At 33.8% G+C, this 26,509-nt stretch carries 33 protein-coding genes, 2 pseudogenes and 1 riboswitch; of the genes and pseudogenes, 30 read left to right on the top strand and 5 right to left on the bottom strand.

Annotated features, from left to right (window positions below; translation table 11 throughout):
* The first annotated feature begins 339 nt into the window (after positions 1–339).
* The 3 genes from MKY37_RS02485 (at position 340) to MKY37_RS02475 (ending at position 2,160) form a co-directional block, all read left to right on the top strand.
* Positions 340–1,308: a tRNA dihydrouridine synthase gene (locus MKY37_RS02485; RefSeq protein WP_340773415.1), complete on the top strand. Its 969-nt coding sequence runs from the start codon at positions 340–342 to the stop codon at positions 1,306–1,308.
* A 321-nt stretch (positions 1,309–1,629) separates the two neighbouring features.
* Complete coding sequence (locus tag MKY37_RS02480) at positions 1,630–1,755, top strand: hypothetical protein (protein ID WP_340773413.1); 126 nt, start codon at positions 1,630–1,632, stop codon at positions 1,753–1,755.
* A 54-nt stretch (positions 1,756–1,809) separates the two neighbouring features.
* On the top strand, positions 1,810–2,160 hold the full coding sequence (locus tag MKY37_RS02475) for a hypothetical protein (protein ID WP_340773411.1): 351 nt from the start codon (positions 1,810–1,812) through the stop codon (positions 2,158–2,160).
* 257 nt (positions 2,161–2,417) lie between these two features.
* Here MKY37_RS02475 and MKY37_RS02470 read toward each other — a convergent pair whose 3' ends face one another.
* The gene (locus MKY37_RS02470; RefSeq protein WP_340773409.1) at positions 2,418–3,404 is read right to left on the bottom strand and encodes a diaminopimelate dehydrogenase; all 987 of its coding nucleotides are present in this window, start codon (positions 3,402–3,404) and stop codon (positions 2,418–2,420) included.
* Positions 3,405–4,254: 850 nt separating this feature from the next.
* On the opposite strand from MKY37_RS02470, the gene MKY37_RS02465 reads away from it, so the two are divergent.
* The 3 genes from MKY37_RS02465 to MKY37_RS02455 all read left to right on the top strand — a co-directional run bounded on the left by MKY37_RS02465 (position 4,255) and on the right by MKY37_RS02455 (position 6,276).
* On the top strand, positions 4,255–4,803 hold the full coding sequence (locus MKY37_RS02465) for a sigma-70 family RNA polymerase sigma factor (protein WP_340773408.1): 549 nt from the start codon (positions 4,255–4,257) through the stop codon (positions 4,801–4,803).
* Positions 4,773–5,162, top strand: coding sequence for a YvrJ family protein (locus MKY37_RS02460; protein ID WP_340773407.1), 390 nt, complete (start codon positions 4,773–4,775; stop codon positions 5,160–5,162). The genes MKY37_RS02465 and MKY37_RS02460 overlap by 31 nt, the downstream gene beginning before the upstream one ends.
* Positions 5,163–5,586: 424 nt before the next feature.
* Positions 5,587–6,276, top strand: coding sequence for an N-acetylmuramoyl-L-alanine amidase family protein (locus tag MKY37_RS02455; protein WP_340773403.1), 690 nt, complete (start codon positions 5,587–5,589; stop codon positions 6,274–6,276).
* A 188-nt stretch (positions 6,277–6,464) separates the two neighbouring features.
* Here the strand turns inward: MKY37_RS02455 and MKY37_RS02450 are convergent, their stop codons facing one another.
* Complete coding sequence (locus MKY37_RS02450) at positions 6,465–7,430, bottom strand: aromatic acid exporter family protein (RefSeq protein ID WP_340773402.1); 966 nt, start codon at positions 7,428–7,430, stop codon at positions 6,465–6,467.
* A 300-nt stretch (positions 7,431–7,730) separates the two neighbouring features.
* Between MKY37_RS02450 and MKY37_RS02445 the strand changes: the two are divergent.
* The 3 genes and pseudogenes from MKY37_RS02445 to MKY37_RS02435 form a co-directional block, all read left to right on the top strand.
* Positions 7,731–7,835, top strand: a pseudogene (locus MKY37_RS02445) (SMI1/KNR4 family protein); the annotation flags it as partial.
* Between the two features lie 167 nt (positions 7,836–8,002).
* On the top strand, positions 8,003–8,719 hold the full coding sequence (locus tag MKY37_RS02440) for a dihydropteridine reductase (RefSeq protein WP_340773400.1): 717 nt from the start codon (positions 8,003–8,005) through the stop codon (positions 8,717–8,719).
* A gap of 844 nt (positions 8,720–9,563) precedes the next feature.
* Positions 9,564–9,770: a hypothetical protein gene (locus MKY37_RS02435; RefSeq protein WP_340773399.1), complete on the top strand. Its 207-nt coding sequence runs from the start codon at positions 9,564–9,566 to the stop codon at positions 9,768–9,770.
* Positions 9,771–10,455: 685 nt separating this feature from the next.
* Here the strand turns inward: MKY37_RS02435 and MKY37_RS02430 are convergent.
* Positions 10,456–11,625 (bottom strand): MFS transporter, encoded by a 1,170-nt coding sequence (locus tag MKY37_RS02430; protein ID WP_340779823.1) that lies wholly within the window; start codon positions 11,623–11,625, stop codon positions 10,456–10,458.
* A 90-nt stretch (positions 11,626–11,715) separates the two neighbouring features.
* Positions 11,716–11,816, bottom strand: a riboswitch (purine riboswitch).
* A gap of 1,485 nt (positions 11,817–13,301) precedes the next feature.
* On the opposite strand from MKY37_RS02430, the gene MKY37_RS02425 reads away from it, so the two are divergent.
* On the top strand, positions 13,302–14,048 hold the full coding sequence (locus tag MKY37_RS02425) for an SDR family NAD(P)-dependent oxidoreductase (RefSeq protein WP_340773398.1): 747 nt from the start codon (positions 13,302–13,304) through the stop codon (positions 14,046–14,048).
* A 102-nt stretch (positions 14,049–14,150) separates the two neighbouring features.
* Here MKY37_RS02425 and MKY37_RS02420 read toward each other — a convergent pair whose 3' ends face one another.
* Positions 14,151–14,807, bottom strand: coding sequence for a TetR/AcrR family transcriptional regulator (locus MKY37_RS02420; RefSeq protein ID WP_340773397.1), 657 nt, complete (start codon positions 14,805–14,807; stop codon positions 14,151–14,153).
* Positions 14,808–15,401: 594 nt separating this feature from the next.
* Between MKY37_RS02420 and MKY37_RS02415 the strand changes: the two genes are divergently transcribed.
* The 5 genes from MKY37_RS02415 to MKY37_RS02395 all read left to right on the top strand — a co-directional run bounded on the left by MKY37_RS02415 (position 15,402) and on the right by MKY37_RS02395 (position 17,976).
* Entirely contained in the window at positions 15,402–15,881 is a 480-nt protein-coding gene (locus MKY37_RS02415; protein ID WP_340773395.1) for a GNAT family N-acetyltransferase, read from the top strand.
* A 163-nt stretch (positions 15,882–16,044) separates the two neighbouring features.
* Positions 16,045–16,341, top strand: a complete 297-nt coding sequence (locus MKY37_RS02410) for a hypothetical protein (RefSeq protein WP_340773393.1) — start codon at positions 16,045–16,047, stop codon at positions 16,339–16,341.
* A gap of 115 nt (positions 16,342–16,456) precedes the next feature.
* Positions 16,457–16,618, top strand: coding sequence for a hypothetical protein (locus MKY37_RS02405; RefSeq protein WP_340773390.1), 162 nt, complete (start codon positions 16,457–16,459; stop codon positions 16,616–16,618).
* Positions 16,615–17,121 carry a hypothetical protein gene (locus tag MKY37_RS02400; RefSeq protein WP_340773388.1) on the top strand — a complete coding sequence of 169 codons (507 nt, stop codon included), beginning with the start codon at positions 16,615–16,617 and terminating at the stop codon, positions 17,119–17,121. Before MKY37_RS02405 ends, MKY37_RS02400 begins: the two co-directional genes overlap by 4 nt.
* 195 nt (positions 17,122–17,316) lie before the next feature.
* Entirely contained in the window at positions 17,317–17,976 is a 660-nt protein-coding gene (locus MKY37_RS02395) for a Yip1 family protein (RefSeq protein WP_340773387.1), read from the top strand.
* A gap of 357 nt (positions 17,977–18,333) precedes the next feature.
* Here the strand turns inward: MKY37_RS02395 and MKY37_RS02390 are convergent, their stop codons facing one another.
* Positions 18,334–18,639 carry a hypothetical protein gene (locus MKY37_RS02390; RefSeq protein WP_340773386.1) on the bottom strand — a complete coding sequence of 102 codons (306 nt, stop codon included), beginning with the start codon at positions 18,637–18,639 and terminating at the stop codon, positions 18,334–18,336.
* A gap of 173 nt (positions 18,640–18,812) precedes the next feature.
* On the opposite strand from MKY37_RS02390, the gene MKY37_RS02385 reads away from it, so the two are divergent.
* From MKY37_RS02385 to MKY37_RS02315, 15 genes and pseudogenes are all read left to right on the top strand, one after another.
* Positions 18,813–19,151, top strand: coding sequence for an ATP-dependent metallopeptidase FtsH/Yme1/Tma family protein (locus MKY37_RS02385; protein ID WP_340773385.1), 339 nt, complete (start codon positions 18,813–18,815; stop codon positions 19,149–19,151).
* A 226-nt stretch (positions 19,152–19,377) separates the two neighbouring features.
* The gene (locus tag MKY37_RS02380) at positions 19,378–19,938 is read left to right on the top strand and encodes a hypothetical protein (protein ID WP_340773383.1); all 561 of its coding nucleotides are present in this window, start codon (positions 19,378–19,380) and stop codon (positions 19,936–19,938) included.
* Between the two features lie 6 nt (positions 19,939–19,944).
* Complete coding sequence (locus tag MKY37_RS02375) at positions 19,945–20,691, top strand: hypothetical protein (protein WP_340773382.1); 747 nt, start codon at positions 19,945–19,947, stop codon at positions 20,689–20,691.
* Positions 20,678–20,842, top strand: a complete 165-nt coding sequence (locus MKY37_RS02370; protein WP_340773381.1) for a hypothetical protein — start codon at positions 20,678–20,680, stop codon at positions 20,840–20,842. The genes MKY37_RS02375 and MKY37_RS02370 overlap by 14 nt, the downstream gene beginning before the upstream one ends.
* A gap of 19 nt (positions 20,843–20,861) precedes the next feature.
* Entirely contained in the window at positions 20,862–21,212 is a 351-nt protein-coding gene (locus MKY37_RS02365) for a hypothetical protein (RefSeq protein ID WP_340773380.1), read from the top strand.
* Between the two features lie 339 nt (positions 21,213–21,551).
* Entirely contained in the window at positions 21,552–21,683 is a 132-nt protein-coding gene (locus tag MKY37_RS02360; protein ID WP_340773379.1) for a hypothetical protein, read from the top strand.
* Between the two features lie 175 nt (positions 21,684–21,858).
* The gene (locus MKY37_RS02355; RefSeq protein ID WP_340773377.1) at positions 21,859–22,455 is read left to right on the top strand and encodes a hypothetical protein; all 597 of its coding nucleotides are present in this window, start codon (positions 21,859–21,861) and stop codon (positions 22,453–22,455) included.
* A 110-nt stretch (positions 22,456–22,565) separates the two neighbouring features.
* Complete coding sequence (locus MKY37_RS02350) at positions 22,566–22,787, top strand: transcriptional regulator (protein WP_340773376.1); 222 nt, start codon at positions 22,566–22,568, stop codon at positions 22,785–22,787.
* A complete protein-coding gene (locus MKY37_RS02345) occupies positions 22,784–22,987 on the top strand; it encodes a LexA family protein (protein WP_340773375.1) in 204 nt (67 codons plus the stop codon). Before MKY37_RS02350 ends, MKY37_RS02345 begins: the two co-directional genes overlap by 4 nt.
* Positions 22,984–24,246 carry a Y-family DNA polymerase gene (locus tag MKY37_RS02340; RefSeq protein ID WP_340773374.1) on the top strand — a complete coding sequence of 421 codons (1,263 nt, stop codon included), beginning with the start codon at positions 22,984–22,986 and terminating at the stop codon, positions 24,244–24,246. The genes MKY37_RS02345 and MKY37_RS02340 overlap by 4 nt, the downstream gene beginning before the upstream one ends.
* Positions 24,247–24,257: 11 nt before the next feature.
* Positions 24,258–24,587 (top strand): YolD-like family protein, encoded by a 330-nt coding sequence (locus tag MKY37_RS02335; RefSeq protein ID WP_340773373.1) that lies wholly within the window; start codon positions 24,258–24,260, stop codon positions 24,585–24,587.
* A gap of 12 nt (positions 24,588–24,599) precedes the next feature.
* Positions 24,600–24,731, top strand: a complete 132-nt coding sequence (locus MKY37_RS02330) for a hypothetical protein (RefSeq protein WP_340773372.1) — start codon at positions 24,600–24,602, stop codon at positions 24,729–24,731.
* Positions 24,732–25,088: 357 nt separating this feature from the next.
* Complete coding sequence (locus tag MKY37_RS02325; protein ID WP_340773371.1) at positions 25,089–25,346, top strand: hypothetical protein; 258 nt, start codon at positions 25,089–25,091, stop codon at positions 25,344–25,346.
* 35 nt (positions 25,347–25,381) lie between these two features.
* Positions 25,382–25,621: pseudogene (locus MKY37_RS02320) on the top strand (holin); the annotation flags it as partial.
* A complete protein-coding gene (locus MKY37_RS02315; RefSeq protein WP_340773369.1) occupies positions 25,621–26,352 on the top strand; it encodes an N-acetylmuramoyl-L-alanine amidase in 732 nt (243 codons plus the stop codon). The pseudogene MKY37_RS02320 and the gene MKY37_RS02315, both read left to right, overlap by 1 nt.
* Positions 26,353–26,509 lie beyond the last annotated feature (157 nt).

The following is a 26,509-nucleotide window of genomic DNA, read 5'->3' as shown; positions in this document are numbered from 1 at the left end:
ACCAAAAATAAATGGGCAATTTAGAGCGAAAGGCTTACTATAGCTTCTTCCAAAATGAAAATCTAGTTGAAGAGGAAATTGTATGAAGATAAATTAAAAAAGCTAGGTTATACTATAATAATGACTTAACGACTTAAACCAATTGACATCTCTTGAATTGCCAAATATATTCCACACACTGTTCGGGATAGGTTAGTTTGGGTATTATTATAAACTAATAATAAATAGATTATACATGGTAAAAGCGTTAAAAATTAGGAGCATTTTTGCTTTTTAATTTTGGGATGAGCGTTTGACAGTGTATCCCTTAATACATAATGAGAGGATTTGAATATAAATATGACAGTTAATTTTTGGCGTGATTTACCTCGACCATTTTTTGTACTTGCACCAATGGAAGATGTGACCGATGTTGTTTTTCGTCATGTAGTAAGTAAAGCAGGTAAACCGGATGTATTTTTTACAGAGTTTACAAACTCGGATAGCTATTGTCATCCAGAGGGTATGAAAAGTGTGCGTGGACGCTTAATTTTTACAGAAGACGAACAGCCAATGGTGGCACATATTTGGGGGGATAAGCCTGAATATTTCCGTCAAATGAGTATTGGCATGGCAGAGCTAGGATTTAAAGGTATCGATATAAATATGGGCTGCCCTGTCCCAAATGTGGCTTCAAGAGGGAAAGGTAGTGGCCTTATTCTGCGCCCGGACGTTTCGGCAGAACTTATTCAAGCAGCAAAAGCTGGTGGACTACCTGTCAGCGTGAAAACAAGGCTTGGTTACACTGATATAGAGGAGTGGCACGAATGGCTAACTCATATTTTGAAACAAGACATCGCTAACCTTTCGATTCATTTACGTACAAAAAAGGAAATGAGCCAAGTAGATGCGCATTGGGAGCTAATTCCGGAAATTAAAAACTTACGTGACCGTATCGCGCCAAATACGCTACTAACAATCAATGGAGACATTCCTGACCGTCAAACTGGGCTTCAGCTTGCTGAACAATATGGTATAGATGGCGTTATGATTGGGCGAGGTATTTTTAAAAATCCTTTTGCTTTTGAAAAAGAGCCAAAAGAGCATAGCAGTAAAGAGTACCTGGATCTTTTAAGATTGCAGCTTGATCTTCAAGATCAATATGCTGAAAGCTTACCTCGTTCTATCACAGGGCTTCATCGCTTTTTCAAAATTTATGTCAAAGGATTCCGTGGAGCTGGTGAATTAAGAAATCAATTGATGAACACAAAGTCAACGGATGAGGTGCGTGCACTGCTCAATAATTTTGAATCAAACAATGTTGAATGACTATTCCGCCATATATATGTTGTCACTTACCTCACCACATTGTGAAGCGATTGCGTAGTTAGAGTTAGTATAATGAAAAAGAACGAATTTCCGATGATGGATTTCGTTCTTTTTTTGCCGTTCTAAGTAAAATGCCTTTAACAGAATATGTACTGAATGAATTAGTTAAAAATTAATTTGGGGGTAACGACCCAGTTATTAGTACAATTACAGGAACCTTTCGAGATTCTCGTAATGCTGTTAGGTTCATAAAACGTACCGAAATTAAAGATGATTTTATTAATGTTGATTGTACTTTAATGAATTTCCATATTCATTACTATGCTAGACAGATTACACAGTGAAACAAAAACGATACACCATGCAGTGCAGTGGGGGGCAGTTTCAGATGAAGGAAATGCCATCCGTTTTATAAGAAGACAATTTAGTATTCTAAATGTAAAATGAAGGATAAGTTTAAAATGTGGATTTGAAACAAATCTTAATAAGGAGTTGATATTTTTGATTGATAAAGAAACTCAGATAAAGATACTGCTTTATGGGAATCCATTAGACTTTGCTTGTAAAACGCTAGGTGTTAGAGATATGAGAACTCGTAAATACTCAGAAGTTTTTACGGTTAGCAATGAAGAAGTGTATGAATATACCTCTATCCATGGGATCCCACATAGTGATTCAACGAGCAGAGATTCTCTGGTTGAAGGCTTCCATTATTTTGAGGAAGAAGGTAAATGGTATACCTTTTTTAGAGAGAGAGGTTACATTCACGATGAAAAGTGCTTTGATGATGAGCTTGGTAAAAAGTACATAGTAACTACCTTGCTGAAATTAAGTGGTACTGGACTATATTAGTAGTTGTTTTTAACAAACAGATGCGATTGAAGAACAATGAGCAGTCACTTTTGTATTGAACAAATTATTACGTTCAATAAATGGTGGATGAAAATAATTAAGAAACCCAGCTAATCTTCACAGTATGAAGGTAGCGGGATTTTTAAGTTGGAAGAGCAAAATAGTGGAAAATGATTCGAAACTCAAAAAATTGAATTTTGAAGGGAATCTAAAACAACCCCCTATATAAAAAAGGGAGTTGTTTGTACAAACATTTCTTATAAATAATCTCTTCTTAATTCTTCGGATGATCGTGGTGAAATATAACCAGGTGCGACATCATAAACTGTTTTTGCTCCAAACTGTTTTTCATTATTTAAGCGATAAGCTGCTCTCGCGTAGGCTACTAATACGCTTGCAGTAAATTCAGGATTGCTCTCTAGTTTAAGTGAAAATTCGTAAATTTGCTTGTTGCCAGCTCCCGTATTCCCACCTCGGATGACAAATCCGCCATGTGGTGCTTTGGAGTGATCACGTTTTAATTCTTCTTCTGCGATGAAATTTACTTCTGTATCATAATCAGCAAAGTAGTTTGGCATAGTTTTGATCTCATACTCGATTGCTGCTTTGTCTGCGCCTTCTTCAGCAACGATATAGCAAACACGGGCGTGCTTTTCTGCAGTTGTTAGTTCAGGATTTGAACCACTACGAACTTTTTCGATTGCTTCTTCAGCTGGAATTGTATATTGTACACCATTTTTTACACCATTTACTCTTCTTACTGCATCCGAGTGTCCTTGGCTCAGTCCTTTACCCCAGAATGTATAGTTTTCACCATTGGGTAAAATTGCATCTGCCATCACGCGATTGATGGAAAATAAGCCTGGATCCCATCCAACTGAGATAATTGCGGTTGTATTATTTTTTGTTGCAGCTTTATTTACAGATTGATAAAACTCAGGAATTTTTGCATGCGTATCAAAACTATCTACAGTATTGAACATGCTTGCAAAGTAAGGAGTTTGTTCAGGCAAATCTGTTGCAGATCCACCACAAAGTAACATCACATCAATTTCATTTTTGTAGTCATTCGCTTTTGCAATATTTACAGTTTTAACATTGGGTTCATCAATATTTAAGTCTTTAGGATCTCTTCTTGTGAAAATTGCTACTAACTCCATATCTGGAGTTTGTTTGATCGCTTCAATTGCACCTTTTCCGAGATTACCATATCCAACGATGCCTAGTTTAATCATACTACTCATATACCTATCTCCTTATTCTTTACTGAATTTTTTAGTGAAGAAATGAATCTAATCTTAGCTAATGCTAATTTTTTTGATAGAATCAATCGAAAATTAACTAATGGTTTTCTCTATTATACGTGGATTAAATATTTTTTGTAATAATAGTTGAATTAGTATAAGTTAACTCTAAAAAAGAGATAGTTTTATACTAGTTCCATACATGTTTTGTTACTATACCAGTGACCCACAAAAAATAATGCAACAGGTCATTTCTAAACTTTCATTTATTAATAGTTTATCAGTGGGGTAGAAGAATGATCACCTGTGGGGACGATTATTTTAACCGTTATTTTCCTAAAGTGTTAGTGTAAGAGTCCCAGTAAACTTTATATATATTAATTCGTAAGGTTTATTTTTGCGGATATTAGAACTTCTCTCTTTACCTTCCTTCTAAAAAGTGAAATATTAAAGAATATTGTGAAGTGGTTATTTCTGTATGCTTGATGAGCATAACCTATGAAAATATTGGACGTAGATTGAAATGGAAGCCATCCACCATGCGGTGAGGGCTATTTAAATAGATGTTTTTGATTTAGCCTAAGTTTATTGTTTTTTGAAAGTTACAAAGGAGATTCTTTGTTCCAACAGTAAAAAAGTGTGCGAGAAGAAATCCAGTATAAGAGCGGTATTTATAGAATGGTATAATAAGAAAAAATATATTAAAAAATCACATTAAGGTTGTTATTCATCAAAGAAATTTACCTTTACTTAATATAAGATACTTTTACATATTAAGAACATTATGTTCTTATATTTTTTAAATAAAATAGAACATATGCTCTAAAAATAAAGTTGGGAGGATGATTTTATGGAAATATTGGAGAATAAATTAATAGTATCATTTTTAGATGATACAGATAATCGAGAGTTGTTCGAGAATTATCAAAAGGAGTATTCAGATGACATAAAAATAATATTAGACGAACGCTTCAGAAGTTTTTACCAAAGGTACAGACTAATTTCATATTTAATTAAAGTATTGCACTTTGAAAGTATACATTTTGATAAGAAACTCCACCTACACAATAAAAGGTATCAGTTAGCTACGGAACAAACAGGAGGAGCAGAGTTGATTTGTGAGCAGCATTTTAATCAATACTATGAATACCATTCACCTTCGTTACGTTTTCAAGATCATTTAACAAGTGAAGAACTTTTTAAAAGCTTTAACCAGCTAACTGAAAAGCAAAAATATATTATAACGCTTTCCTATCTTCATCAAATGACAGATACAGAAATCGCAAAATCATTAGGAATAACTCAACAATCAATATATAAAACAAGAAAAAGTGCTATTAAAAAGTTACGAGATGGGGTGAATTCGGTATGTTTGAAGGAGAAGCATTTGTTCAATTGATCGGAAATTTTGGTTTTCCTATTGCTGTAACAATCTACTTATTACACAGATTTGAAAGAAAGATTGAGGCATTAGAAAGCGCAATAAGTTCCTTAGCCGATGTATTCGAAAAAAAAAGTCATAAAAGTGAGGTAGCTATGTCTGATAAAGAAATGATAAAAATAATTGAACTGCTGGAGCCGAAGATAAAAAAAGTACTTTTGCAAACAAACATTCATGATCGAGATGATTTAGAACAAGATTTGCTGGAGCTAATAATAAAAAAAATCCGTAGCAATGATATAAAAGATGTACCTGGTTTCTTCGATTTTATTAATCAACAACAAAAATTAGCCGAAAATAAGCCACAGAGCACTTAGGGACTATACCAGAATAATGAATCAAATGATTGCGTTCTAAGTAGAAGAATCAAGTTACGTCCAAAAATAGCATTTAAAAAAAGAGTACAAATTCGTTTAATGGGATTTGTATTCTTTTTATTGATTCCGGCCACTAATCGATCTCTTTAAAATTTGAATTTAATATAATATTTCCTATCAGTGGTTGTATTTATCCTCTTTTCTTTCCCTTTTATAAATGAATACATTATAAAGGAGGGAAAAACATGGGACTAGAAAAAAATTACAATGTTTAAATTAGAGTTGTGGGAGAAGGAATTATGATATGCGATGTTCCTTGTAACTATGATCAAGTGAGAGGCACCCGAGCTAATACGAAACAAACACTTGATCACTAAGGCAGAAAGATTATAGCAATATAAAAACTAATAAGAGGTGATTTTTAATGGTAAAAGTATTTATTGATGCAGGTCATGGCGGGACAGATCCAGGTGCAACAGGAAATGGGTTACAAGAGAAAAATCTAACATTGCAAATTGCCACTAGAATCAAAGATATTCTAATTGCTAATTACAACAATGTCAGTGTATTGATGAGTAGAACCGGAGATCAAACACTAACTTTAACTCAGCGTACTAATGCAGCTAACTCTTGGGGAGCTGACTTTCTCCTTTCGGTCCACATAAATGCAGGAGGTGGGACAGGTTATGAGGATTACATTTACCCAGGAGTAGGTACGCCTACTACTACTTATCAAAATACTATTCATACAGAAATCTTAAAGCTTGTTAATTATGCAGATCGTGGTAAGAAACAGGAGAACTTCCACATGTTACGTGAATCCAATATGCCGGCTCTATTGACGGAAAATGGATTTATCGATACTGCAACTGATGCCACAAAATTGAAAACAGCTTCCTTTATAGAAGCTCTAGCGCAAGGGCATGTGAATGGAATTGTTAAGTGTTTCAATCTTCCTCCGAAAAGCACAGTCGTATACCATACGGTAGTAAGTGGCGATACTGTCTATTCATTAAGCCAAAGATATGGTAGTACAGCACAACAGATTAAAAGTTGGAATGGTCTTGATGCCAATTACACAATTTATATTGGACAAGTGTTAAGAGTGAAATAAAAATAGAGAACAAACGTAGCCCTGTTCAATTGAATGGGGCTACGTTTGTTATAAACCATCTAGAAAATTCAAATAAAATGGATTAAAAATCGAGAGGATATCGACGAGCATTATATAATCGATATCCTCTGTAATTTTATGAAATCATGATGAACCATCTGAATATCCCCACTCACAAGCTCCTTACACTATCGACTTCTTTTTGTGAAAAGTTTTTTCTTTATGTTTAGGTAGTTTTTCATTTCAAAAATCAAATAAAATAGATTCGCTCGTACTTCAAATTCTTCTCTTGTCTTCGGCAACTCCATCTTGCGGATTATTTCATTTAATTCTTCTAACTCATTTAATGAAATGTCCGTAGTATCACCCGAATGAACGTTCCGACTTAAGTTCTCCAAGAACTCTGCAAACATTTCTTTCTGTTTGATGTCTAGGCTGGATGAAGAGAAAATAGCAATGATTTTCATCATATGTTGTAGGAGTTCCAGTTGATCCTCTCGCATTTCTAAATAATAATAATCTTTATTTTGTTTTCGCAACAGATGATTTTCTACATCTTGAATGGCAATGCTCTTGGATTGATTGATCAAATCCTCTACCTCAAGTATTTCTTTCCCATCCCAGCTTCGCATACTATCCCTTAAATGGGCAGAGAATTCAAAGAGAATGATTTCAAACTTTTGTTCAATCTTCTTCTTAAAGATTTCAATATCTCGCTTGAAATTTGGCATGAAACTATTTACAAGAAGAGCTATTCCTATGCCGATGAAAATAATATAGATCTCGTTCAGAAACGTAGCCCAGCTAGCATTCTTTACCGTATAAACATGTAATACGACAACCATACTTGTGACAAAACCACCCTGGATGTGAGCTCTTACGAGGATTGGAACAAATAATAATATAAATAAAGAAAAGACAATGGGAGAATAACCTAATACTTCAAACAACAAAGCACCGAGAATTAAAGATAAAAGTGAGGCAAAGAATTTATCCTTAATTGTAATTAATGTCTTTTTCTTCGTTTTCTCAATACACATAATAACAATAATTGCTGCAAAGGTCGCAAATTCCAAATCCAATAAACTCGCAATCCAAATTGCCAGCCCTGCTCCTACGGCAGTCTTTATCGTCCGATAGCCCATACCAATCATTGAAGCACCATCCTATTATTTTAATTTCTATGTAAATCCTTGAATGTACTTGTTTTACAAACATTCGCATTAATACACAAAAATGTACAATCATACACACTATAACCGTTTGGCATCAGCTTCGAAGTATATCGTTACATTTGTAGTGTAGTTTAAGAATAGTTTTCGGACTATTCCTCAATATTTATCTGTCTATATTTTAACACGTAGATAATGAAACGTAATATATTCATCCAACGCATTAAGATGATAAGGATTTGTTAAGATATACAAATGGTTTTCAATTGGTAAGTTGGTTAAGAGGTATTAGCTATTGACTCTGGGGATATAGACCCGATCTATGCTACTATAATTACCTCGAATTTTAGCAAATGGGTGAATAGTGGTTGTTTAAGTGAAATAGAATAGAAAACAATAATTGTACTATAATATTGTTATAGCAAAAGGTGTTGGACCTGGACCATTATATGAAGCTTAAACTAGTTATAATCAAACCTTTTAATTGAGAATTATTATCACTTATTGTATATTAGATAATAACGATAAATATAATTAAGTAGGGGGAATATAAAATGCAAATATACTGGACTAAAATAAATAAGATTATTGAAGAAACGCCTGAGGTTAAAACGTACCTGCTCGACTGTCCGGAAGGCTTTACATGGGAAGAAGGTTCTCACACACACTTCGCACTGGAAGGTTTTAATGCCGGAGATAAACCAAACCGTAGTCTTATTCGCCACATGTCAATCTCTACTTTACCGCATGAAAACTCAATCGGTATCACAACACGTATCAGAGAGCAGTCCTCTGAGTTTAAAACGATTTTAAGAAATCTTGAAGTCGGCAATGAAGTTGCAATATTTAAAACTCATTCGAATGTACCGCTTAAAAGAGAAGACAAAAATGTTTACCTGCTGTCATCAGGTGTCGGCCTGGCAACTTTCAGACCGCTTGTACTTGATTATTTCGAGCGTGCTGACAACGTCAATCAAATTCATTCCCTGAATATCGATTCATCAAAAGATTTCTTATTCACCAATATATTTAAATCCGAATCTAACAAGAAGTTCACATCACAGTTCGTCGATAACCGTAAAGACTACTATGAAGAAGTGAAAAACCTTGCTGCAGACAAGGATGGACTTTTCTATGTTGTCGGCAGCGACGAATTCCTCGTTCAGAACATTAAAGTATTGCGTGAGCAGGGCATCAAGCCGGAACAGATTATGCTCGACAAGCATGAGCAAAAACTGCCTGATTTTTTATCATTTGATTTGTCAATTTAAGCAAGACAAAATATACGATACTTCTTCCCAAGATATAGAAAAAAGTGACAGTAATAGCTATTTAATTTATTATTACAGAGGTCCTCATAATATGTATAAAAATAGTTTATTTGAACTCAATTACCTTGATTGGCTAAAAGCCTTTCAAGGTTTTTTACTTAAATTTATACTAAATCAGCTAGAAAATATTGAATGGGTACCTTTGAGAATATTGCTGAGTAAATTCAAGATTGAAATGATAATTCGTTCATTTCGTACAACTTTTATTATGTGAAAGCGTCTGTGTAAGAAGTAGAAGAAAATGAGGTGATATTATGGGATTTTTGTTCAATAAGATAACACTTTTTAGCATAATTTTTATATCAATTTGTTTAATAGTAATTGGATTTATATTACAAACCATCCTTATCCCTTTACAAGATATCAATCTTATAAGTAATAAAGAACTATTGGAATATCAAAAAGAATATGCAATAAACTATCCCTTAGGAACAGGGTTACTCCATTTAGGACAGTTTCTTATGATTTTAGTAATAATTCTATTCATTATTAAGTTTATAAAATTAAAAAGTAATAACCAAAAATCAGATGTATAACTATCAAACTACAACATTTGTTCTTCAACTAACTGCGTGCTTTAGCGAAATATGACCATCATTTTGATGGTCTATTTTTATGTCCAAAACATTAAGCTGTTCTCAGATATACATTGTGAAATGTTATGCTTAAACTAGAGCCGCAGTATAATTTAAGAAAGATTGCTGGAAATATTGTAAAAAATGGAACTATTTTGTTTTTAATACGTAAAAATAAATAGCAATACTAGTTGAGAGGAGAAATCGTGTTGAAAAAGAGGGGTCTATTATTTAAAAGCGTTGCGTTTATTTTTTTATTGGCAGCGTGTTCGGAAGATGTTATTCAATACGAAGCAAAACCAAGTGATTTTGAAGATAGTGGGTTTAAAAATAAATATTCACAGATTATTGCAATTCATGGTGAAGAACTACTGATTTTTACTACTTATGATCATAACGAAAAAAAACAAGTATAGATGAAATTTTTGAATCAGAGGATTCTACTGAAAACCCTCTTCAAAAAATCTATAAGAATGTAAAAATTAGAACAAAAAAAGATAGATATTATATTACTGCGGAAGATAGTTTGTCATTAGAGTTTAAAAAAATTGGAGACCGAATTATAGTTGATGAAGAAGGTGTGGAGTATTACACTTCAAAATATCCTGAATAAGGATAGTTCTTATTAAACTCCCATGAAAATTAAAAAACGTTTAAAATCTATAAAATTGCAGAATAAAAGAGCATCAGTAATAGTTTTTTTAAAGGCTTAGCCTTCAGAATATTCATGTTGATTTAAAGACCACGATTGCTCAAAAGCTATTTATTTCGATTTTAAGAGCATTTAACCACGCGTATGAGGAATACCATTAAAAACAAATATAATTTTGGGAGAGATTTGCAAATTTTAAAATTGTGACTTGGTGCGAGAGATATCATAAGAAATTATGAAACTATTAATAGTAGGTTAAAAATAAAGTTTGATTTTTAATCATTTTCAAAGCCTGACTTCATTGCAAATAAAAAAGCCATTGTTTTTAATATAGATTAATATTATCCCTTTGTTAAATAATTAGAGGAATAGGGATATGAACCATTCGAAAGATCATAAAAAGGTTAAAAGTTAGCTTATACAATCGCCAACTTTTAACCCCTTGGGATTTAGACCGCAGCCTTTTGTTCTCTTGATATGATCGGTCTCGTAAAAGAAAAGACAGCGCATAATAACGAAATAATGACAATGCCGCTACCAAACCAAGCTGTGCTGGAAATCGAGCCAGTTTGGTTTAACACAAGGCCTCCAATTGCTGACCCAAGCGAAATACCAATTTGCAATGCGGAATTATTAAAGCTTTGCTGTATAGAAGACGTAGCTGGATCGATTTGTATCAAATAGCTTTGCTGCGGTGGTGCCAAGCTCCAACTCAATGCTCCCCAAACCATCATCGTTGGGATGAATAAGAAGAGTGAAGAAGTTGTAAATGGCAATAAACACAATACAACAGCAAATGCACTGATAACGATGATGATACTTTTGGGAGCACCAATCCAATCAGAAAGTGTTCCCCCGAATGCTCCACCACTTACAGCTGCAATTCCAAATACAAAATAGCAGATACTAATCCAGTTGGAATTTAGATGAAGATTCGTTTCTAAGAATGGTGTAAAATAGGCATAAATAGTATAATGTCCTGCTAGCATAAACATGGTAGCTAGATGGGCACTGATTATTTTCCCACTTCCTAAAGCCTTTAATTGTTGTGAAAGTGGAATGGTTCTTTCTCCAGGAATGCGCACCAAAAATCGTGAAATAAGTGCCATCGAACCGATTGATAATACAGCAATTCCAAGAAATATTATGCGCCATCCAAACATGTTGGAAATCAGGATTCCCAATGGTACACCTAACACTAGTGAAGAACTAATACCCATATAAATGAGGCCCAAAGCTTTTGCTTGGTGGGCTGGAGCAACAATTTTAACAGCAATGGTTAAAGAAAGGACAACGACAAGTGCTGTACTAGTTGCCGTCAACACCCTAGCTATCATCATAAAGGTAAAGTTTGGACTAAAATACGTCATTACATTTCCGATGAAAAAAACAAACAAGGAAGAAAGATACAACTTCTTGCGTTCGATATTGCTGGTCAATACCAGTAGAACAGGACCGGCAATGGCATAAATAAGTGCAAACACCGTAATAAGTTGCCCAGCAGTACTTAATGAAATATTGAAATCGTCGGCGATTGTCGGCAATATCCCACCAACGATTAATTCAACCAATCCAACTGCAACAATCGATAATGCTAATATAAAAACTTTCAAATTCATATTCTGTTTCATATCCTTTCTTAGTTGAAATAAAAAGAAATGGCTCTGAAGATCCTTTACAGAAAACACAAATAATCCTGACTACAAAAAATGAAGAAATTCATTTTCTGTAATCAGGATTATTAAGGTTCCTGGTAGACACCCTCTAGCCATATTCTAGAGGTTATACAGTTCCTATAAAGTTTTAGAGTGATCACTTTACTGATTTTACTATGAATTATCCTAACTCTCAAGTGTAAAATGAATTCCGAAGCTAAAATTCCAATGTTGTAAATAGAAGAAGAACTCATTTTAATCAATCTTTGTTAATGAGTTCTTTTCATTTATAGCTCAAACGTTTATAGAAACTTTTTGAACAAACTGTATTCCAACCATCAATTGCATAACTTTGTGGAAGGATTCGATGGCCACTTGCTGAAGGAATTAAAAATATAAAGAATGCCGTCTGTGATGCACCGTGGTCGTGGGATCAGACTAACGGATGGCTATATGGCTACAAAGTTCATCGAGCTTCTTCGCTAGCCTTAGTACCCACAAAATGTAAATATCTATTATTACAATCCTGTTTTGAAGAAATAGAACTGAATCGAGTACAAATTAAGACAGGACATGATTTTTTCGATCACAAAGAGCAATGGAACGATTAGGTGCAGCAAAAGAAGGTTATTTATGAAATCACATGTTTCTAAAAGAAGGGAAGATTCGTCATACAGTAATATACAGCATTATTAGAGAAGGGGCAGACATTAAACAACATTTCTTAAACGAATTTCAACTATACTCGAGTTAACATATACGTAGCAGTGGATAGAAGCTTTTCCTATTATGAAACAATTACGAACTGATTTAACAAAAGAAACATACATAGAATTACTTCAAAATATTAGTAAAGATGAGTACAAGCTTATGCAATGTATGTTGAAGATGAAATAGTTTCATTGGTAGGATTAAGTTGGAGAATTAACTTTTATAATAATCCATCATACTTTTATTTACGATTTAGTAACTGATGTGTTTCATCGCACAAATTTGGATATGAAGAGAAATTGTTAAAATACATACATAATCGGTTTAATGAAAATGGGGCAGAGTATATAGCTATAGAATCGGTTTTACAAAGAAGTGATGCATATCGATTTTATGAAGATAAATCTAGACTATGACAAATGGTGGTACTCCTTTAGGAAAACACATTGTAATTCAATTTTAAACTTTAATTATAATTTTTTACTCAATTAACGAGTGCTGATGAAAGTGGTAATTGGAGATGTTCACCTGGAGAGGAGTTCGCCAAAGAATTCGGTCTATATACTGAATCACAATGAGATAATCCATTATGATCAATCTTTGTTCATAATGGATTATTTTTTGTATACCAGGTTTAAAGTGTAAACCTTCTTAGGTGTTATCTTCAGTTAGAGCCTGTTGTTTAATATAGCATCAGCGAAGATAGGAGAAACCACATACCCACTTGTGAGTTAGTTTGAATAAGCATTTATAAACATCTCTTATCATGTTCCAAATAAACATTTAATTAACATGGTGTTAATAACTTCACAATATAAATATATTTAGTGTATAATATAAACATCCTAGGTATACATGAAATATTTTTGTAGAAGCTATTTTTTGAAAGTCAGAGAAAGATATTTAATTTTTTGAAAAGGGTGATTATGATGGGACGTTTAACAGGTAAAGTAGCAATCATCACTGGAGCAGCACTAGGGATGGGAGCTTCAGAAGCAAAGCTTTTCGCATATGAAGGAGCAAAAGTAGTCGCAACAGATATTCAAGATGATTTGTTAAAAGAGGTAATTAGTGAAATTAAAGCAAATGGCGGAGATGCAATTGGATTAAAACATAATGTTACATCTGAGGAAGAATGGAAAAATGTTATTCAAGAAGCTATAAACCATTACGGTAAGGTAGATGTACTAGTCAATAATGCTGGAGTAGCTAGTCCAAAAACGATGACTCAAATGGAAATGGATGAATGGAATAAAGTTATGGATATTAATTTAAATGGCTGTGTACTTGGGATGAAGTATGTCATTCCAGAGATGCAAAAAGCCGGTGGTGGGTCTTTGATTAATATTTCATCTATAGGTGGGATAGTGGGTATGGCTGGATCAAGTCCATATACTGCTGCAAAAGGGGCATTACGCTCTTTATCTAAATCAACTGCTGTAGAATATGGAAAAGACAAAATAAGAGTGAATTCTGTTCACCCTGGTATTATTGAAACACCTATGACTGCTGATTCATTTGAGCAGGCATTACCATTCTATCAAACTTTCACTCAGCTTCCTTATTTCGGAAAACCCGAAGATGTTGCTTACGGAGTACTATTCCTTGCATCTGATGAATCACGTTTCATGACCGGATCTGAGCTAGTTATTGATGGCGGTTGGACAGCCATTTAATATTAGGGCATTAAGGAAAGGCTGCCACATGTGCTATAAAGAAAAAAGTTTAGAAAAACATAACTATTTTTTGAACTAAACTTCAAATAAAAAGTCGATCATTTAGTTGAGCGGCTTTTTATTTAACTCGTTTTCAGCGAGCGATTCATCTCTTTTCTTCAGAGGGTTATTTTTGTAAGGACCTTTAATAGACAAATTCATTAATTGAAAAGCCATTTCACGTTCAGAATAATGCAAGTTATTTTTAATCCACCAAATAATAACCTCCAAAAAGGCAGATTCCACATATTTGATTATTAAATCTCTATTAGCGGTAAGGTTTTGCTCACTAGGTTCGATTTGATTGATCCCTTCAGAAACAAACTCATGTATAATTTCTAAAAGTCCCGAAGCTAAATATGGAACGCGGTTAGTAACAAGTAAGGCTTTATAAAAAGCAAAATTTTCTGCAATTTGGTGAAATAATTGAACAAAACTTGGATGAGGGTCTTCTTCTAAATAATCGAAGTTATCTAAAAGTGACACTTGGACATTTACTTTCTCACGTAAATCACTTAAAATTTCATCAATACATTGTATCAGAAGCTCATTCTTATCTTTATAGTGAAGATAAAAGGTCACACGTTTTACTGTAGCTCGGTTAGAAATATCCTGTACCTTAATTTCCTCAAAGGCTTGTTCTTCCATTAGTTCAATTAATGCCTGCTTTAGTAACCTTCTAGTTCTAATTACACGCGGATCTTTTTTTAGTCTTGTCATCAATTTCTATCCCTTTACAATTAGATTATGTTTTTGAAACTTTCGTTATCGTTTTTAAAATCCCACATCACTACACAACTTTTCAATTACATCACGAAGAACCCTTTTATATTAATTAAGAAAAACTGTTTATTAGCTGCTTTACATAATTTACCTCATTAACTTTGACTAGTCGAAGTCTTGTATCATTCTCAAAAATAATACTTCGTTATTACAATTATGCATAGTAACCATAAAAAAGACAATTACTTATGTCGAAATGAAGTCAGAGTAATTTTTCCTTATCAAAGGAATTAACTATATGAAAACTATCTTACAGTGAGTGAATCATATGAAAACTATCTTACAGTGAGTGAGTCAGAGGAGGAAGCTAATAGAAGAATGGAGGAGTTTGTGGGATCTTTGGAAAGAACGTTCAAATGGACGTTCTTTTTATGTAAGGAACCTTAAATGCAGCATAAGCTAGCGTTATTTTTTATGTTTCAATACCTTTTATTTATAGTAACTAATTTGCAGGAGGAAACATAATTATTTTTAGATATATATTTACTCTAAATTTAAAATGAATGGATGACATGAATGGGGAATTGCATTATGGAAAATATTAACGCTGTTGAACTTAAGCCTTTTTCAAGTGAGTATTTGACAGGATTGAACTCTTTTGTACTTACAGATGAACAAAAACAATTTTCTGCATTGCCAACCAAATTTGTGGATGCTACTGATGGACAGCATCGTATAGTTATTTTAAGTGATAATACACCTGTTGGTTTCTTTCTATTAAATTCAAATGAACGTGTAAAGAAATACTCCGCTAATCTGAACGCTTTGTTATTAACTGCTCTATCAATTAATCATGCAGCGCAAGGAAAAGGCTACGCAAAAAAAGGAATGTCACTATTGACTGAGTTTGTTAAGTCAGAATTTCCTAAATGTGACGAAGTTGTTTTAGTAGTAGATAAAGAAAATATACCAGCCCAAAACTTATATTTAAAAGTAGGGTTTGAAGATACAAATGAGAGGCAAATTGGACGTATAGGTGAAGAGATTACCATGAGACTTTCAATAAAATAATTATTAAACCACTATTAGATAATGACGTTCTATTTTAAGTCGTTGTTGGAGCATTATGCGTCGTATCAAAATTAAATAATCAAGACAGAGGAGCATCCAAAGGGGTGCTCTTCTTATGTATCAAAAAAGGGGTGAGAGGATGCCAAAAGGAGGCAACTCGTCAATGTTCGAAACAGTACAAAATCATGAAGATCGTATCAGTGACTTAGAGAGAGTGGATAGAGAGCATGAAGAACGCTTGAAGCGTTTGGAAGACCAATCCATGAAATTAGAAAATACAATTTTAACAGAAAACAGGGATACTAGAACCACGATAAAAGAACAAACTGAAAAACTATTTGTCATTGTGGAAAGTGCTTTAGGTATACAGTCTACTCTAACAACGCAGACCCATGAGTTTAAAATGTTAAAATGGAATACCTTATCAACACTGAGGTTTGCAATCGCAATTGATTATTGACGGTTATAGACGGTTGTTAGTCGGAAATTGCTATATAAGATTACCAAATTTTGTGATATACTCACATAAAGAAAAATATGTAATACAGTCTTCCTATGGTGAGTGTTTTGTTCTGATGGAATTATGTGAAGGAAAAAATATTCAGACGGGAACAGCAAACGAAGAACAAATGTATAGTTTAGGTAAAAAAATTGGAGAAATGCATAAAATCTTAAATTCCAATAATACAGTTCAGTTACCATACACTGCGATGTTCGATCTAAGGAAGGTATGTTGAAAAATTGGAATAAGAGATGGGATGAAGCTAATAGACTTGAATGCACCAATATACTTTCTAATTTAGAAATACAAAGAAAAATTTTGGAAGGTAATGATTTGGATATTTTTTCAGATTGTGAAAAAGGTTGGGGTCACTGGGACTTATTTGTAGATAACATTTTATTTAATGCTAATAGTGTCTCAGCAATTCATGATTTTGATAGGATGAACTTTGTTTATCCTGAATTTTACATATCAAGACCTATTTTATCGTGTTGTGTGGACAATGGACAAATACATATAGATAAAGTTTATACATTTGTTCAAGGTTATCGAGAATATCATAAACTTACAAATCAAAACTTAATACGCTCAATAAAATTAACTAAGTGGAAAGAGGCAGAATGGGTTCGAGCTATTAAGGTACAAAACTCTTCTCCATTAAAAAGATTTAATGAAGAAAACATATGGATTGGTGAAAATTGGGATGATTTAGAAATTATATTTTCTTATATCCGTTAATATGTAATTAGCTTGTGAGTGGTTTTACTTTAACTAGCGTGGGCTTGTGCAGCAGATCCAAAGTCGTATCATATAGCGGGTGAAAAGAAACGGATCGGTGCTATTCCAAGGTAAAGCATATCTAAAATTTGTTTCATCTACATACTTTAATAAGGGGGTGCTTGTGAAAAATAAAAATATTCTGGGAGGGATTATATGACAGAGGAAATGCAATATAAAGAAATAGAAAAATTGAATCCATTTTTTTCGATTTGGCTTTCAACTAGGAGAACCATTCGCTATGTACTGGAAAACAAAGATTTAAAGTATTCGCTTATGGTTGCGGCTCTCGCAGGAGCACCAAGTGGGATAAGTGCGTTCGGAGAGTTAAGTAAGAATTTAGAGCTCCAATGGTGGTTCTTGTTAATCTTAATTGTTTTGCTAGGTCCAATTTTTGGTCTAATTGGTTTGTACGTCGCAGCCGCTCTTTATACTTGGGTTGGAAAATGGTTTGGTGGGACCGGAAAGTTTAAAGAAATGCTTCAAGCTATTGGAGTTGCAATGATTGCGAATTTTTGGATGACTCCATTTTGGATACTTTCCACTATTTTTGTTCGGAATGATATATTTGTGATGGATATGATATCTGGAATGTCAATAGGAGCTATTATTTGGTTTTTGGTGTCAAGTTTGGTCTCGGCGACATTTTCGATTTGGATGATTGTTATTCAAAGTAAAGCAATTGGTGAAGTTCATCAATTTTCAAGTTGGAAGGGTTTTGCTACATTAATTATTCCTTCACTTGTTATTGGAATGATTGTATTTATCATTACATTAATCGTTATTTTCTCCTTGATTGGAGTTTCCGCTTACTAATAAATGCAAGTTTTTTTTATGTTATTTTCAGTGATAAGTACCAGGTTCTTCCTTTCAATTTTTCGACAGTTAGCTTAGAAGATGTAGAAGCATTTGATTATAATGAGCTTGCTATCTCTATTTCTCGACTAAATAGTTCTTTACGATTAATGGATGTTCATACAATTTACGTAGGCTTCAAGCCGAGATTTATTCGCGAGATTGTTTATACTAGTATTTATGTAGAAATAGAAACATACGTAGTTTCCGAGTAGCATTAACTCATCTTTTACAGGAAGATAACAAGGTAATTACTTCAAAATAATTAACTTAAAAATACAGCTAACGCCAATTTATAGCGATAGCTGTATTTTTAAGTTATTCAATAAGCTGTTTTGTCATAAATACTTGTGAAATATCAGTGTTTTTAAATCCATTATTTTTTAAAAACGAAAGTACATTTTTCATTTTGTCTTCCAAATTATAGGTAGTTCTTTTAATTGAACGATTAAAATGAAGCCCTTCCTGTAGTGCAGCTTGAAGAGCGTGTATTCCATCTGTATGTTCATTGTTAATAAAAGCTTGAAATAATGTGACACCTTCAGCTTCATAGCCAAATTGTTGTTTTGTTCTTACTAAACAAGCAGCAAGTACTTCACTATCCTTCACTTGAAAGAAAGACAATCTACTTAGAGAAATTATTCGGGAAAGAGCGTCATCATTTTTCTGATCCCCTTTTCTATTATTTTTTGTTTGAATGAAACAGAATGGAATACCTCTATAGACCTCACCTCCTTAAATAATAATTGAAATATTAATGTATATTTTGTAAAAAACGTTCTAAAGGAGTGAAATAATTGAAAAAGAGATTAATAATTGGTTTAGTTATTGTGGTTGGGTTAGCCGTTTTAACTGTATTTACTTTTTATCCTGGGAATCAAGACGTTGCTGAAGCAGAATTCACTGAGTATCTGAAAAAACAAGGTGTAGATAGTAGTAAGATCTCTTCAAAAGAGATTCTCAAAGACTATAAAATGGGTGGATATGTATTTAAAATCACTTATAGGGATGATCCCACTTACCGTTATGAATACTTTTATGACGCTGACTTGGAACAGATAAATTTAATTGTTTATGAAGGTGGAAGAGGAATTGAGGAAGGAATGAAATATCCTCCTGTAAATGATTACAAATAACGTAACATTTAGATATGTTATTTGTAAATATTTGTAATAATATTTCAAAAACTACTTCTAAGTGGCAAATATAAAGGGGAATTTTAGGGTTTTTCTTGAGTGATAGTGATTAAGTGGAAAATTAATTTATTTATGTTCATTTACTGTTGCTGGACTTATATACCGAAAAGTGGACCATGTAAGGCATGATATTCTTATCTGTAGCTGAAAACGTGATGATACCTTAATGCAACTTTATGAATTTGATGCTATCCAGACATATACACTGAATCCAATTGAACAAGGCCTGCAGACGATGGACACGTGGTTGACGGATATGGAAGGATTATTCCAAGCAGGGGTCAAGGATATAAATTTCTTGCCTAGTCAGTGGGATGTCCTTACGTATAGAAGTGACATTAGAACAGAACTGTTCCCAAAAGTATTCTTAGATCCAAATTACTTATGGGTAAGAGAACATGAACAGCTAATCGGTACGATGATTACAGCAGCGACTTTTCAAACCTTGGAAGGAAAGAAAGTTAAGACGATTGAAGAAAACGTAGCGGAAAATATAAAATATCATGAATATGATAATGGTTTACTCGTTAAAGAGTACGTAGTAAATCAATCTGTTTTCTACGAAGTTGTTTCCAAAGTTGAATATAAAGAAGAGGCCGTTACAGTAGACAAACCGAAAGAAAACGAATTACTAGATTCTTTTCAGTTTGGATTAGATATAGCAGGCCTTATACCTGTTTTTGGTGAATTAGCGGATGGCTTAAATGGGGTTATCTATTCGGCATGAGGGGATATGTTAAATGCGGGACTATCTTTTTCCGCGATGATTCCCGTTGCTGGCTGGGTAAGTACGGGTGGAAAATTCGTAATTAAAGGAAGCGATTTATATTCATCAAGAAATGTTTTGAGTACGGAGAAGGTGGAGTCCATCTATTCACCAATTTATCAAGATGTCGTCAACAGTCCACTGAGCAGAACTCAATATCAACTAGATACCTTATATAAAACTCATTCCCAATTGAATACGCCATATACCCTTATGTTTAATTTGCCATCTGCTAAAACGGATATCCCTACAACCATCAAAAGTGGAGATGCTGAAGTTAATACGGGTATAAAGAATGTGGAGGCTAAGGGTACGGGTAATGGTAAGACTAATGTATATTCTGTTGAGGATTTCTTAAATGAAATAAATAGCTTACCACATGCGAAATTATCAAAAGAAGTTACGGATGGAACAATCAGTACAACAAAAGGAAACAGACCTCTTCCCCAAGTGTATATGACAAAGAAAGAAATATCATCGCATCTAGCTTTATTTGATGAAGGAGCTGTCAAAATTCAAAGCAGTGAATCATACGAGCAAGCAACCAAACTGTATGGTAGCAATATAGGCGATCCTAAAACAGGTACATATGTACTTCCCAAAAACGTTGTGGATAAAGCTGTAGAAGCTTCTAATGGGAATCCTAGAGTTCTAGAAGAATTATTGGGATTGGAAAAAGGTTTTAGGAGAAAAACCCATAATGTTAAAGATTAGTGAAGTTGAAAATATTAGAGTACCATCCGGCAACGAAACAGGAGCTTGGCATGGTTTTTGGGAACCAGGAGGTTATACGCAAGGTGGGATTCCAGAAGCAGTCATAGACCAGATAAAATCTAGTAAATATACCGTTTCTGATATATATTAAACCAATGGAGGTAGAAAGAATGGAAAAAATACATCGTGGAAATGGCTTTGCAATTATAGAGAAAGATGGAGAATATCAAATATCTTGGGCGCAGGGGCCATATAATGAGCCATCTTTTTATCCTATTTCTAAACAAAATATGGACAAAGCGTTTAAATCAGATCAAGACGCTCATGAAGTAATGATTTACGCAGAAACAGGACAATGGCCTACAGGTGTGGATGAAGAGGCAGAAATAAATAGGGCTTTTGTACAAAAATCTCCAGAACTACTCTTAAAAGTTCCAGAAAACCAGGAATTATTTACGAAGTCTGAACTGGATGAACTGTTGCCTTTAGCTAAGCAAGCGCTCCAGGAATCAGAAGATTAACTTTTGGTTAGTTACTAAATGCAAACTTTGAAATTTTTTCCTTTGGTTAGTATCCTGAATTGAAAAAGTTAATACAAGAAACGCTGAAGTTAATATTCAGCGTTTTTTTCGTCATTATTATTAATTGCTATATCAAAGAGCTGCTAGGTATATGAAAGGACATACTATATTTTTCTTTAAAAAAGTATTTCTCATAAGTGTCGATTCGACTAGTGTAAATACTTCCTATAACAGTGTTTAGCTCAGAATTATTCATGGAATGCAGTGTTTCAAGTAATTCAGTATCAATTGGTCTTAAAGTTGTTTTCGAATGACACTAGGTAATATACACACAAAGAAATGGTGAGTAGTGCACGGAGAAAAGTCATTTACACTGGAACATTTACTACCAAAGAAGCTGCACAAGATGTGGATGCTAAAATTAAAGCTAAGTATGGATGGACAACGTATTTGATTGATGAAACTAAATAAATTTTATCAAGCCCTGCTCATAACGAGTGGGGCTTTTTTAATTTACCTTTTCCGTACAATATAATAATCTTGCTCAAATAACGTAGAATAAGCCAGTTAATTAACTTTATTGGTTTGATACAAATCTAAGTATGATATATTAGTTGAAAAAGAAACGGGAAGGAATTGGATAAAAATGAAAAAATGGTTCATGGCTATACTATTAATAGGAGTAAGTTTCTTCTCAGTTGAAACGTCAGCAAAAGCAGAAGAAAAAGTGATCTGGGATGGAGCCGAAGTTGTAAAGGATCAATCTGGTAAAATGACATTTACGAAAGATGTTAAAGTTTATAAGAAAGATAGTTCTGGTAAATTTGTATCGATGGTAGTAAGGAAAGGTAATTATTTACGAGTTTATGATGTTGAAAATTATGATGGTAAAGTTTATTACTGGATGTGTGGTGGCTATCGAGTACAATCAACAAACTTAGTAGTATTTAAAGATGTACCAATGAACTTGAGAGTATCATTCTTTAAAGACCCTGTTTGGATTGTAACAAGTGAAAAAGGAATATTACACAGACAGAATGTACCTTTAAGAACGAAAGGCATGCTTCTAAAAGACTTTAGTGAAGATGTTGGTTACTTTGCTGCTTTTCAGAAATACACAATTGTTAATGGTAAGCTACATGGTGAATTATATCATTCTGGTGAAGGTGAATATGCTGGATATACTATAAAAGAATTTATTTCTGGCTCTGATGTTAAAGTAGTTGAAGATATATATAATTGAAAGTTGAAAGTCGATTCTTTATGAGTCGGCTTTTTTTATTTGCCCAAAAATTTCTAGTTGTAAAATAGAACGATTGTTCGTATGCTAATCAAAAGAAGGGGGGAACAGATGTGCGTATAAATATTTTGAAGTCCATGCAACTCAATCAAATAATTGAAATGATTTACATGAAAAATAATGGTGAAATCAGTAAGCGAAAAGTAAAGGTGTTGTCTGTGGAAGGCAATACGTTTAAAGCATATTGTTTTTTACGAAATACCAAAAGGACTTTTATAATTGATAATGTACTCGCATTTGTTCCCATCATCCACAAGGAGCGTGAGGTAGTTTGAATAGTCTTCAAAAAGAAATATATGAGTACATTGAACATTTTTTAGCCGAGAATAAATATTCTCCATCAATGAGAGAGGTCGGCAAAGCTGCTGGACTTAAATCATCTTCTACTATACATAGACATTTAGATGTCATGAGAGAAAAAGGATATATTGATTTCATTAACTCATCCCCTAGAACTTTACAAATAATCACATGATCAATTATAGCGAACTACCTAATCGCTCTATAGCCTGTATCGATATGATGAGTTTTTATGCCTCTTGTATAGCCGTCCTTCACGATTTGGATGTAAGAACAGTGCCAATAGCTATTGTTGGGAATTTTGAACAAAAAGGCGCTGTTGTATTGGCAGCATCTCCGCCTATGAAGAAACGATTTGGTGTCAAAACGGCATCCACAAGATTACATGAAATACCTAGTCATCCGGATATACGATTATTTGAACCGAAAATGCAGTATTTCCTTGAAATGAGTATGGCAGTTACAAACATCCTCCACAAATATGTTCCACCGGAAGCTGTTCACGTATACAGTGTGGATGAAAGTTTTATCGATTTAACTGGAACTGAAAAACTTTGGGGTTCTCCAGAGAACACGGTCAAAGAAATACAAAAGGAAATATTAGAGACCTTGCAATTACATTCATCCGCTGGAATGGGTCCAAACATGTTAATGGCAAAACTTGCATTAGATTTAGATGCGAAAAAAACTGGATTTGCCAAATGGACATACGATGATGTGCAAACAAAACTATGGTCAGTTACTCCATTAACCGAAATGTGGGGAATTGGTAGAGGGACTGAAAAGACATTAAATAATATGGGGATTTTTAGCATAGGTCAATTAGCTAAAACACCTTTAGAGCTATTGGAAGATAAATTTGGTGTTATGGGAAATCAATTATATCATCATGCACACGGAATTGATTTATCGGATATGAGCTCACCTTCAGTAGAAAGACAAGTCAGTTTTGGCAAAAGTCAAATCCTCATGCGAGACTACATTAAAATTGAAGAAGTAAAAGCAGTTATTCTTGAAATGTGCGAAGACGTGGCAAAACGTGCTAGAGATACTTTCCAAGCCGCTAGAACTATTTCATTAGGAATTGGTTATAGTAAAAATGCATTTGGCGGTGGATTTCAACGATCTAGAACTATCCATGATGCTACGAACGATACCATGAAAATATATAAGGTTTGTTTGGATTTATTAAATGAAAATTATAATAAAAATCCCGTAAGACATATATCAATCTCCATAACAAAATTAGAAGATGAACATTCAATGCAGCTTAACTTTTTCGAAAAGGAGAATTGGAAAATACGAAAATTAGCTACTGCTATGGACAATATTCGGAATCGATACGGATCAGCAGCACTATTAAGAGCGGTTTCTTATACCCCAGCAGGTACTGCGGTAAAACGATCTAAAATGGTTGGTGGACATAAAGAATAAGAGTGGTGAGTTTGATCAAAGATCGAGGCATGATGAAATGGCAAGGCATGATGTTAACTGAGCATGTGACGATGTTGAAAGAATATAACCAGGAAATAAAAAGGACTCCTAAACCACAACTAGACGAATGGGACTATGATGCCATCCAACATACTTTAGATGCAGCCTTAAAAAGCAAGGCGGACACTAAGGTGAAATTGTGGAGGGACGGTGAATTTATTTATAGAAGAGGAACAATAGAAAGTGTCGATATCCAAAAAAGAATATTGGAACTGGATGATCCATTTTCTTTGATACAATTAAAATTAGATGAGATAGTAGATGTAACGATAATGGATTAAGTTTGTGAAATGATGGATAAAACGGAAGAACTATTTAACGAAATGCTTGATAGGTACGATCCGGAGTTAATACTTGGCGCACTAGATGAAATGTCGAGAATGGGTAAAGAACAATTAATAGAACTTAGAAATTTATGTGAATAACGAATAAAGCTGAAGAGGCTAAAGACCACCAACCAGATTAATGGAAGGTGGTTTATTTATTTTATTATCTGTAATCCTATTAGCAGTTTTAATTTTATAAAAATGTCTATTGATAAAAGTCCCTAAAACACGTTTTTAATAAATTCGTCACACATCGGTCACGCAAGAAGGATTTCTACTTGTTTTATAGGTAATAAATTGAATTAAAAAAAGCCAGAAACCATTTAGGTTAAAGGCTTTTGAAGCTATGGTCCCGACTGGTCTCGAACCAGCGGAGAACATGAAACATTAATACACCAAGACATTCTTCCACAATTAAAAGAGATAAAAAAAGAACAGGAAGTACTTGCAAAGGAAATGGGCAAGATAGCTTTATCTCAATCTAGTTTAGAATTAACAGTTATGAAAGATGGACAGCAAACAAGAGAATTATTAGGGCGATTTGTTGATCATTACTTTGGCACAGATGACAAAAAACTTGTGATGAAAGAAAAAGTTACTTTAAAACAATTGAGTACAAGAGCGAAAATAATACTTGGATTGATTGGTGTGTTAGGTGGTTCCGGCGGAATATTAGCAGGAATTGCAGCATTACTTGAAATACTAAAAAATTAGGAGGAGTTTAAATGACATAAGTATTATTATTCGCAACAGTAATTGTACCGATTGTTTTGGCGGTAGTGGAGTTAATTAAAAGATCGGCATCAGAATCACTCAATAAGAACTTCATCCCACTCATCGCATTAGCGGTGGGTATTTTTATTGGCTTTGGAGGACATCCTTTTACCGATTTAGACTTAACTCTAAGATTATGGTCTGGATTTTTAGCCGGACTTTCTTCCACAGGTCTATACGAACTCGGCAATAATAGAAGTGAAGGTGCTAAGTAATGGTTATAATCCAAGATATACGAAATAAAGTAGCTCCTTCTAAAACGAAACGAAAAATCTCGCAAATAACAAAAATAGCCCGTCACCATTCAGCAACAACGAGTGGTGACTATTTTACTTTCTGGAACCATTGGAAAAGCAAAGGATGGACAAAGGGAGGATATGCTGAAATCATTTTACTGGATGGTACAGTTCAACTTTGTTATGATCCTATTTATCCTACTAACGGCATCGGTAACCATAACACAAACACAGATCATATTTGCGTAGTTGGAAATGGGGCATTTACTGCAGCACAAGAAAGAGCATTTGAAGAACGATGCCTATTAGCAATGACGAACTTTGGTTTAGGTGTGGAGGATGTACTTGGACACAATGAATTTAAAGGGACTGCAACAACTTGTCCTGGTATTAATATGGATAGTGTCCGTAAACGTTTAAGTACATTGTTAGAGCCTAAAAAGGAGGTAAAACCAGTGACTGTAACGAAAGGTCTTTTCCGTATTAAAACAGGCACATTTCCGAATGCTCGAGCTTTTGCAGATGCCATTGAAAAGGTTAAACAGGATTTTGGTATGTTAATATATGAGGCAGCAGATACTACATCGTATAATCCTAACTATCGGATTTACACAGGCACATTCACCACAAAAGAAGATGCAGAGGAAGCTGAAGCGAAATTAAAGTATAAGTATGGATGGACCACATATCTAATCGATGAAACAAAGTAGTATTATCTAGCCCTGCTCATATTGAGTGGGGCTTTTTTTTATTTTCATATACAATGTTAATTATTTTTGTTCATGATAGACTTTTATACAAATTGGAAAAAAATTAGTCATGATTAAAAAGTCAAATGGGAGATTTATCATGAAGATTAAACCATAT

The sequence above is a fragment of the Psychrobacillus sp. FSL K6-2836 genome (assembly GCF_038003085.1).
GTDB lineage: Bacteria > Bacillota > Bacilli > Bacillales_A > Planococcaceae > Psychrobacillus.
Note: the sequence above shows the minus strand (reverse complement) of the source record. Positions and strands in the feature narration are given on the sequence as shown.

Excerpts from the sequence above, each read along its gene's own strand:
- MKY37_RS02485 (WP_340773415.1), top strand. The coding sequence starts at position 340 with ATGACAGTTAATTTTTGGCGTGATTTACCTCGACCATTTTTTGTACTT.
- MKY37_RS02480 (WP_340773413.1), top strand. The coding sequence starts at position 1,630 with ATGCTAGACAGATTACACAGTGAAACAAAAACGATACACCATGCAGTG.
- MKY37_RS02470 (WP_340773409.1), bottom strand. The coding sequence starts at position 3,404 with ATGAGTAGTATGATTAAACTAGGCATCGTTGGATATGGTAATCTCGGA.
- MKY37_RS02465 (WP_340773408.1), top strand. The coding sequence starts at position 4,255 with ATGGAAATATTGGAGAATAAATTAATAGTATCATTTTTAGATGATACA.
- MKY37_RS02460 (WP_340773407.1), top strand. The coding sequence starts at position 4,773 with ATGTTTGAAGGAGAAGCATTTGTTCAATTGATCGGAAATTTTGGTTTT.
- MKY37_RS02455 (WP_340773403.1), top strand. The coding sequence starts at position 5,587 with ATGGTAAAAGTATTTATTGATGCAGGTCATGGCGGGACAGATCCAGGT.
- MKY37_RS02450 (WP_340773402.1), bottom strand. The coding sequence starts at position 7,430 with ATGATTGGTATGGGCTATCGGACGATAAAGACTGCCGTAGGAGCAGGG.
- MKY37_RS02440 (WP_340773400.1), top strand. The coding sequence starts at position 8,003 with ATGCAAATATACTGGACTAAAATAAATAAGATTATTGAAGAAACGCCT.
- MKY37_RS02430 (WP_340779823.1), bottom strand. The coding sequence starts at position 11,625 with ATGAATTTGAAAGTTTTTATATTAGCATTATCGATTGTTGCAGTTGGA.
- MKY37_RS02425 (WP_340773398.1), top strand. The coding sequence starts at position 13,302 with ATGGGACGTTTAACAGGTAAAGTAGCAATCATCACTGGAGCAGCACTA.
- MKY37_RS02420 (WP_340773397.1), bottom strand. The coding sequence starts at position 14,807 with ATGACAAGACTAAAAAAAGATCCGCGTGTAATTAGAACTAGAAGGTTA.
- MKY37_RS02415 (WP_340773395.1), top strand. The coding sequence starts at position 15,402 with ATGGAAAATATTAACGCTGTTGAACTTAAGCCTTTTTCAAGTGAGTAT.
- MKY37_RS02410 (WP_340773393.1), top strand. The coding sequence starts at position 16,045 with ATGTTCGAAACAGTACAAAATCATGAAGATCGTATCAGTGACTTAGAG.
- MKY37_RS02405 (WP_340773390.1), top strand. The coding sequence starts at position 16,457 with ATGGAATTATGTGAAGGAAAAAATATTCAGACGGGAACAGCAAACGAA.
- MKY37_RS02395 (WP_340773387.1), top strand. The coding sequence starts at position 17,317 with ATGACAGAGGAAATGCAATATAAAGAAATAGAAAAATTGAATCCATTT.
- MKY37_RS02380 (WP_340773383.1), top strand. The coding sequence starts at position 19,378 with ATGCAACTTTATGAATTTGATGCTATCCAGACATATACACTGAATCCA.
- MKY37_RS02375 (WP_340773382.1), top strand. The coding sequence starts at position 19,945 with ATGTTAAATGCGGGACTATCTTTTTCCGCGATGATTCCCGTTGCTGGC.
- MKY37_RS02370 (WP_340773381.1), top strand. The coding sequence starts at position 20,678 with ATGTTAAAGATTAGTGAAGTTGAAAATATTAGAGTACCATCCGGCAAC.
- MKY37_RS02365 (WP_340773380.1), top strand. The coding sequence starts at position 20,862 with ATGGAAAAAATACATCGTGGAAATGGCTTTGCAATTATAGAGAAAGAT.
- MKY37_RS02360 (WP_340773379.1), top strand. The coding sequence starts at position 21,552 with ATGGTGAGTAGTGCACGGAGAAAAGTCATTTACACTGGAACATTTACT.
- MKY37_RS02355 (WP_340773377.1), top strand. The coding sequence starts at position 21,859 with ATGAAAAAATGGTTCATGGCTATACTATTAATAGGAGTAAGTTTCTTC.
- MKY37_RS02340 (WP_340773374.1), top strand. The coding sequence starts at position 22,984 with ATGATCAATTATAGCGAACTACCTAATCGCTCTATAGCCTGTATCGAT.
- MKY37_RS02330 (WP_340773372.1), top strand. The coding sequence starts at position 24,600 with ATGGATAAAACGGAAGAACTATTTAACGAAATGCTTGATAGGTACGAT.
- MKY37_RS02325 (WP_340773371.1), top strand. The coding sequence starts at position 25,089 with ATGGGCAAGATAGCTTTATCTCAATCTAGTTTAGAATTAACAGTTATG.
- MKY37_RS02315 (WP_340773369.1), top strand. The coding sequence starts at position 25,621 with ATGGTTATAATCCAAGATATACGAAATAAAGTAGCTCCTTCTAAAACG.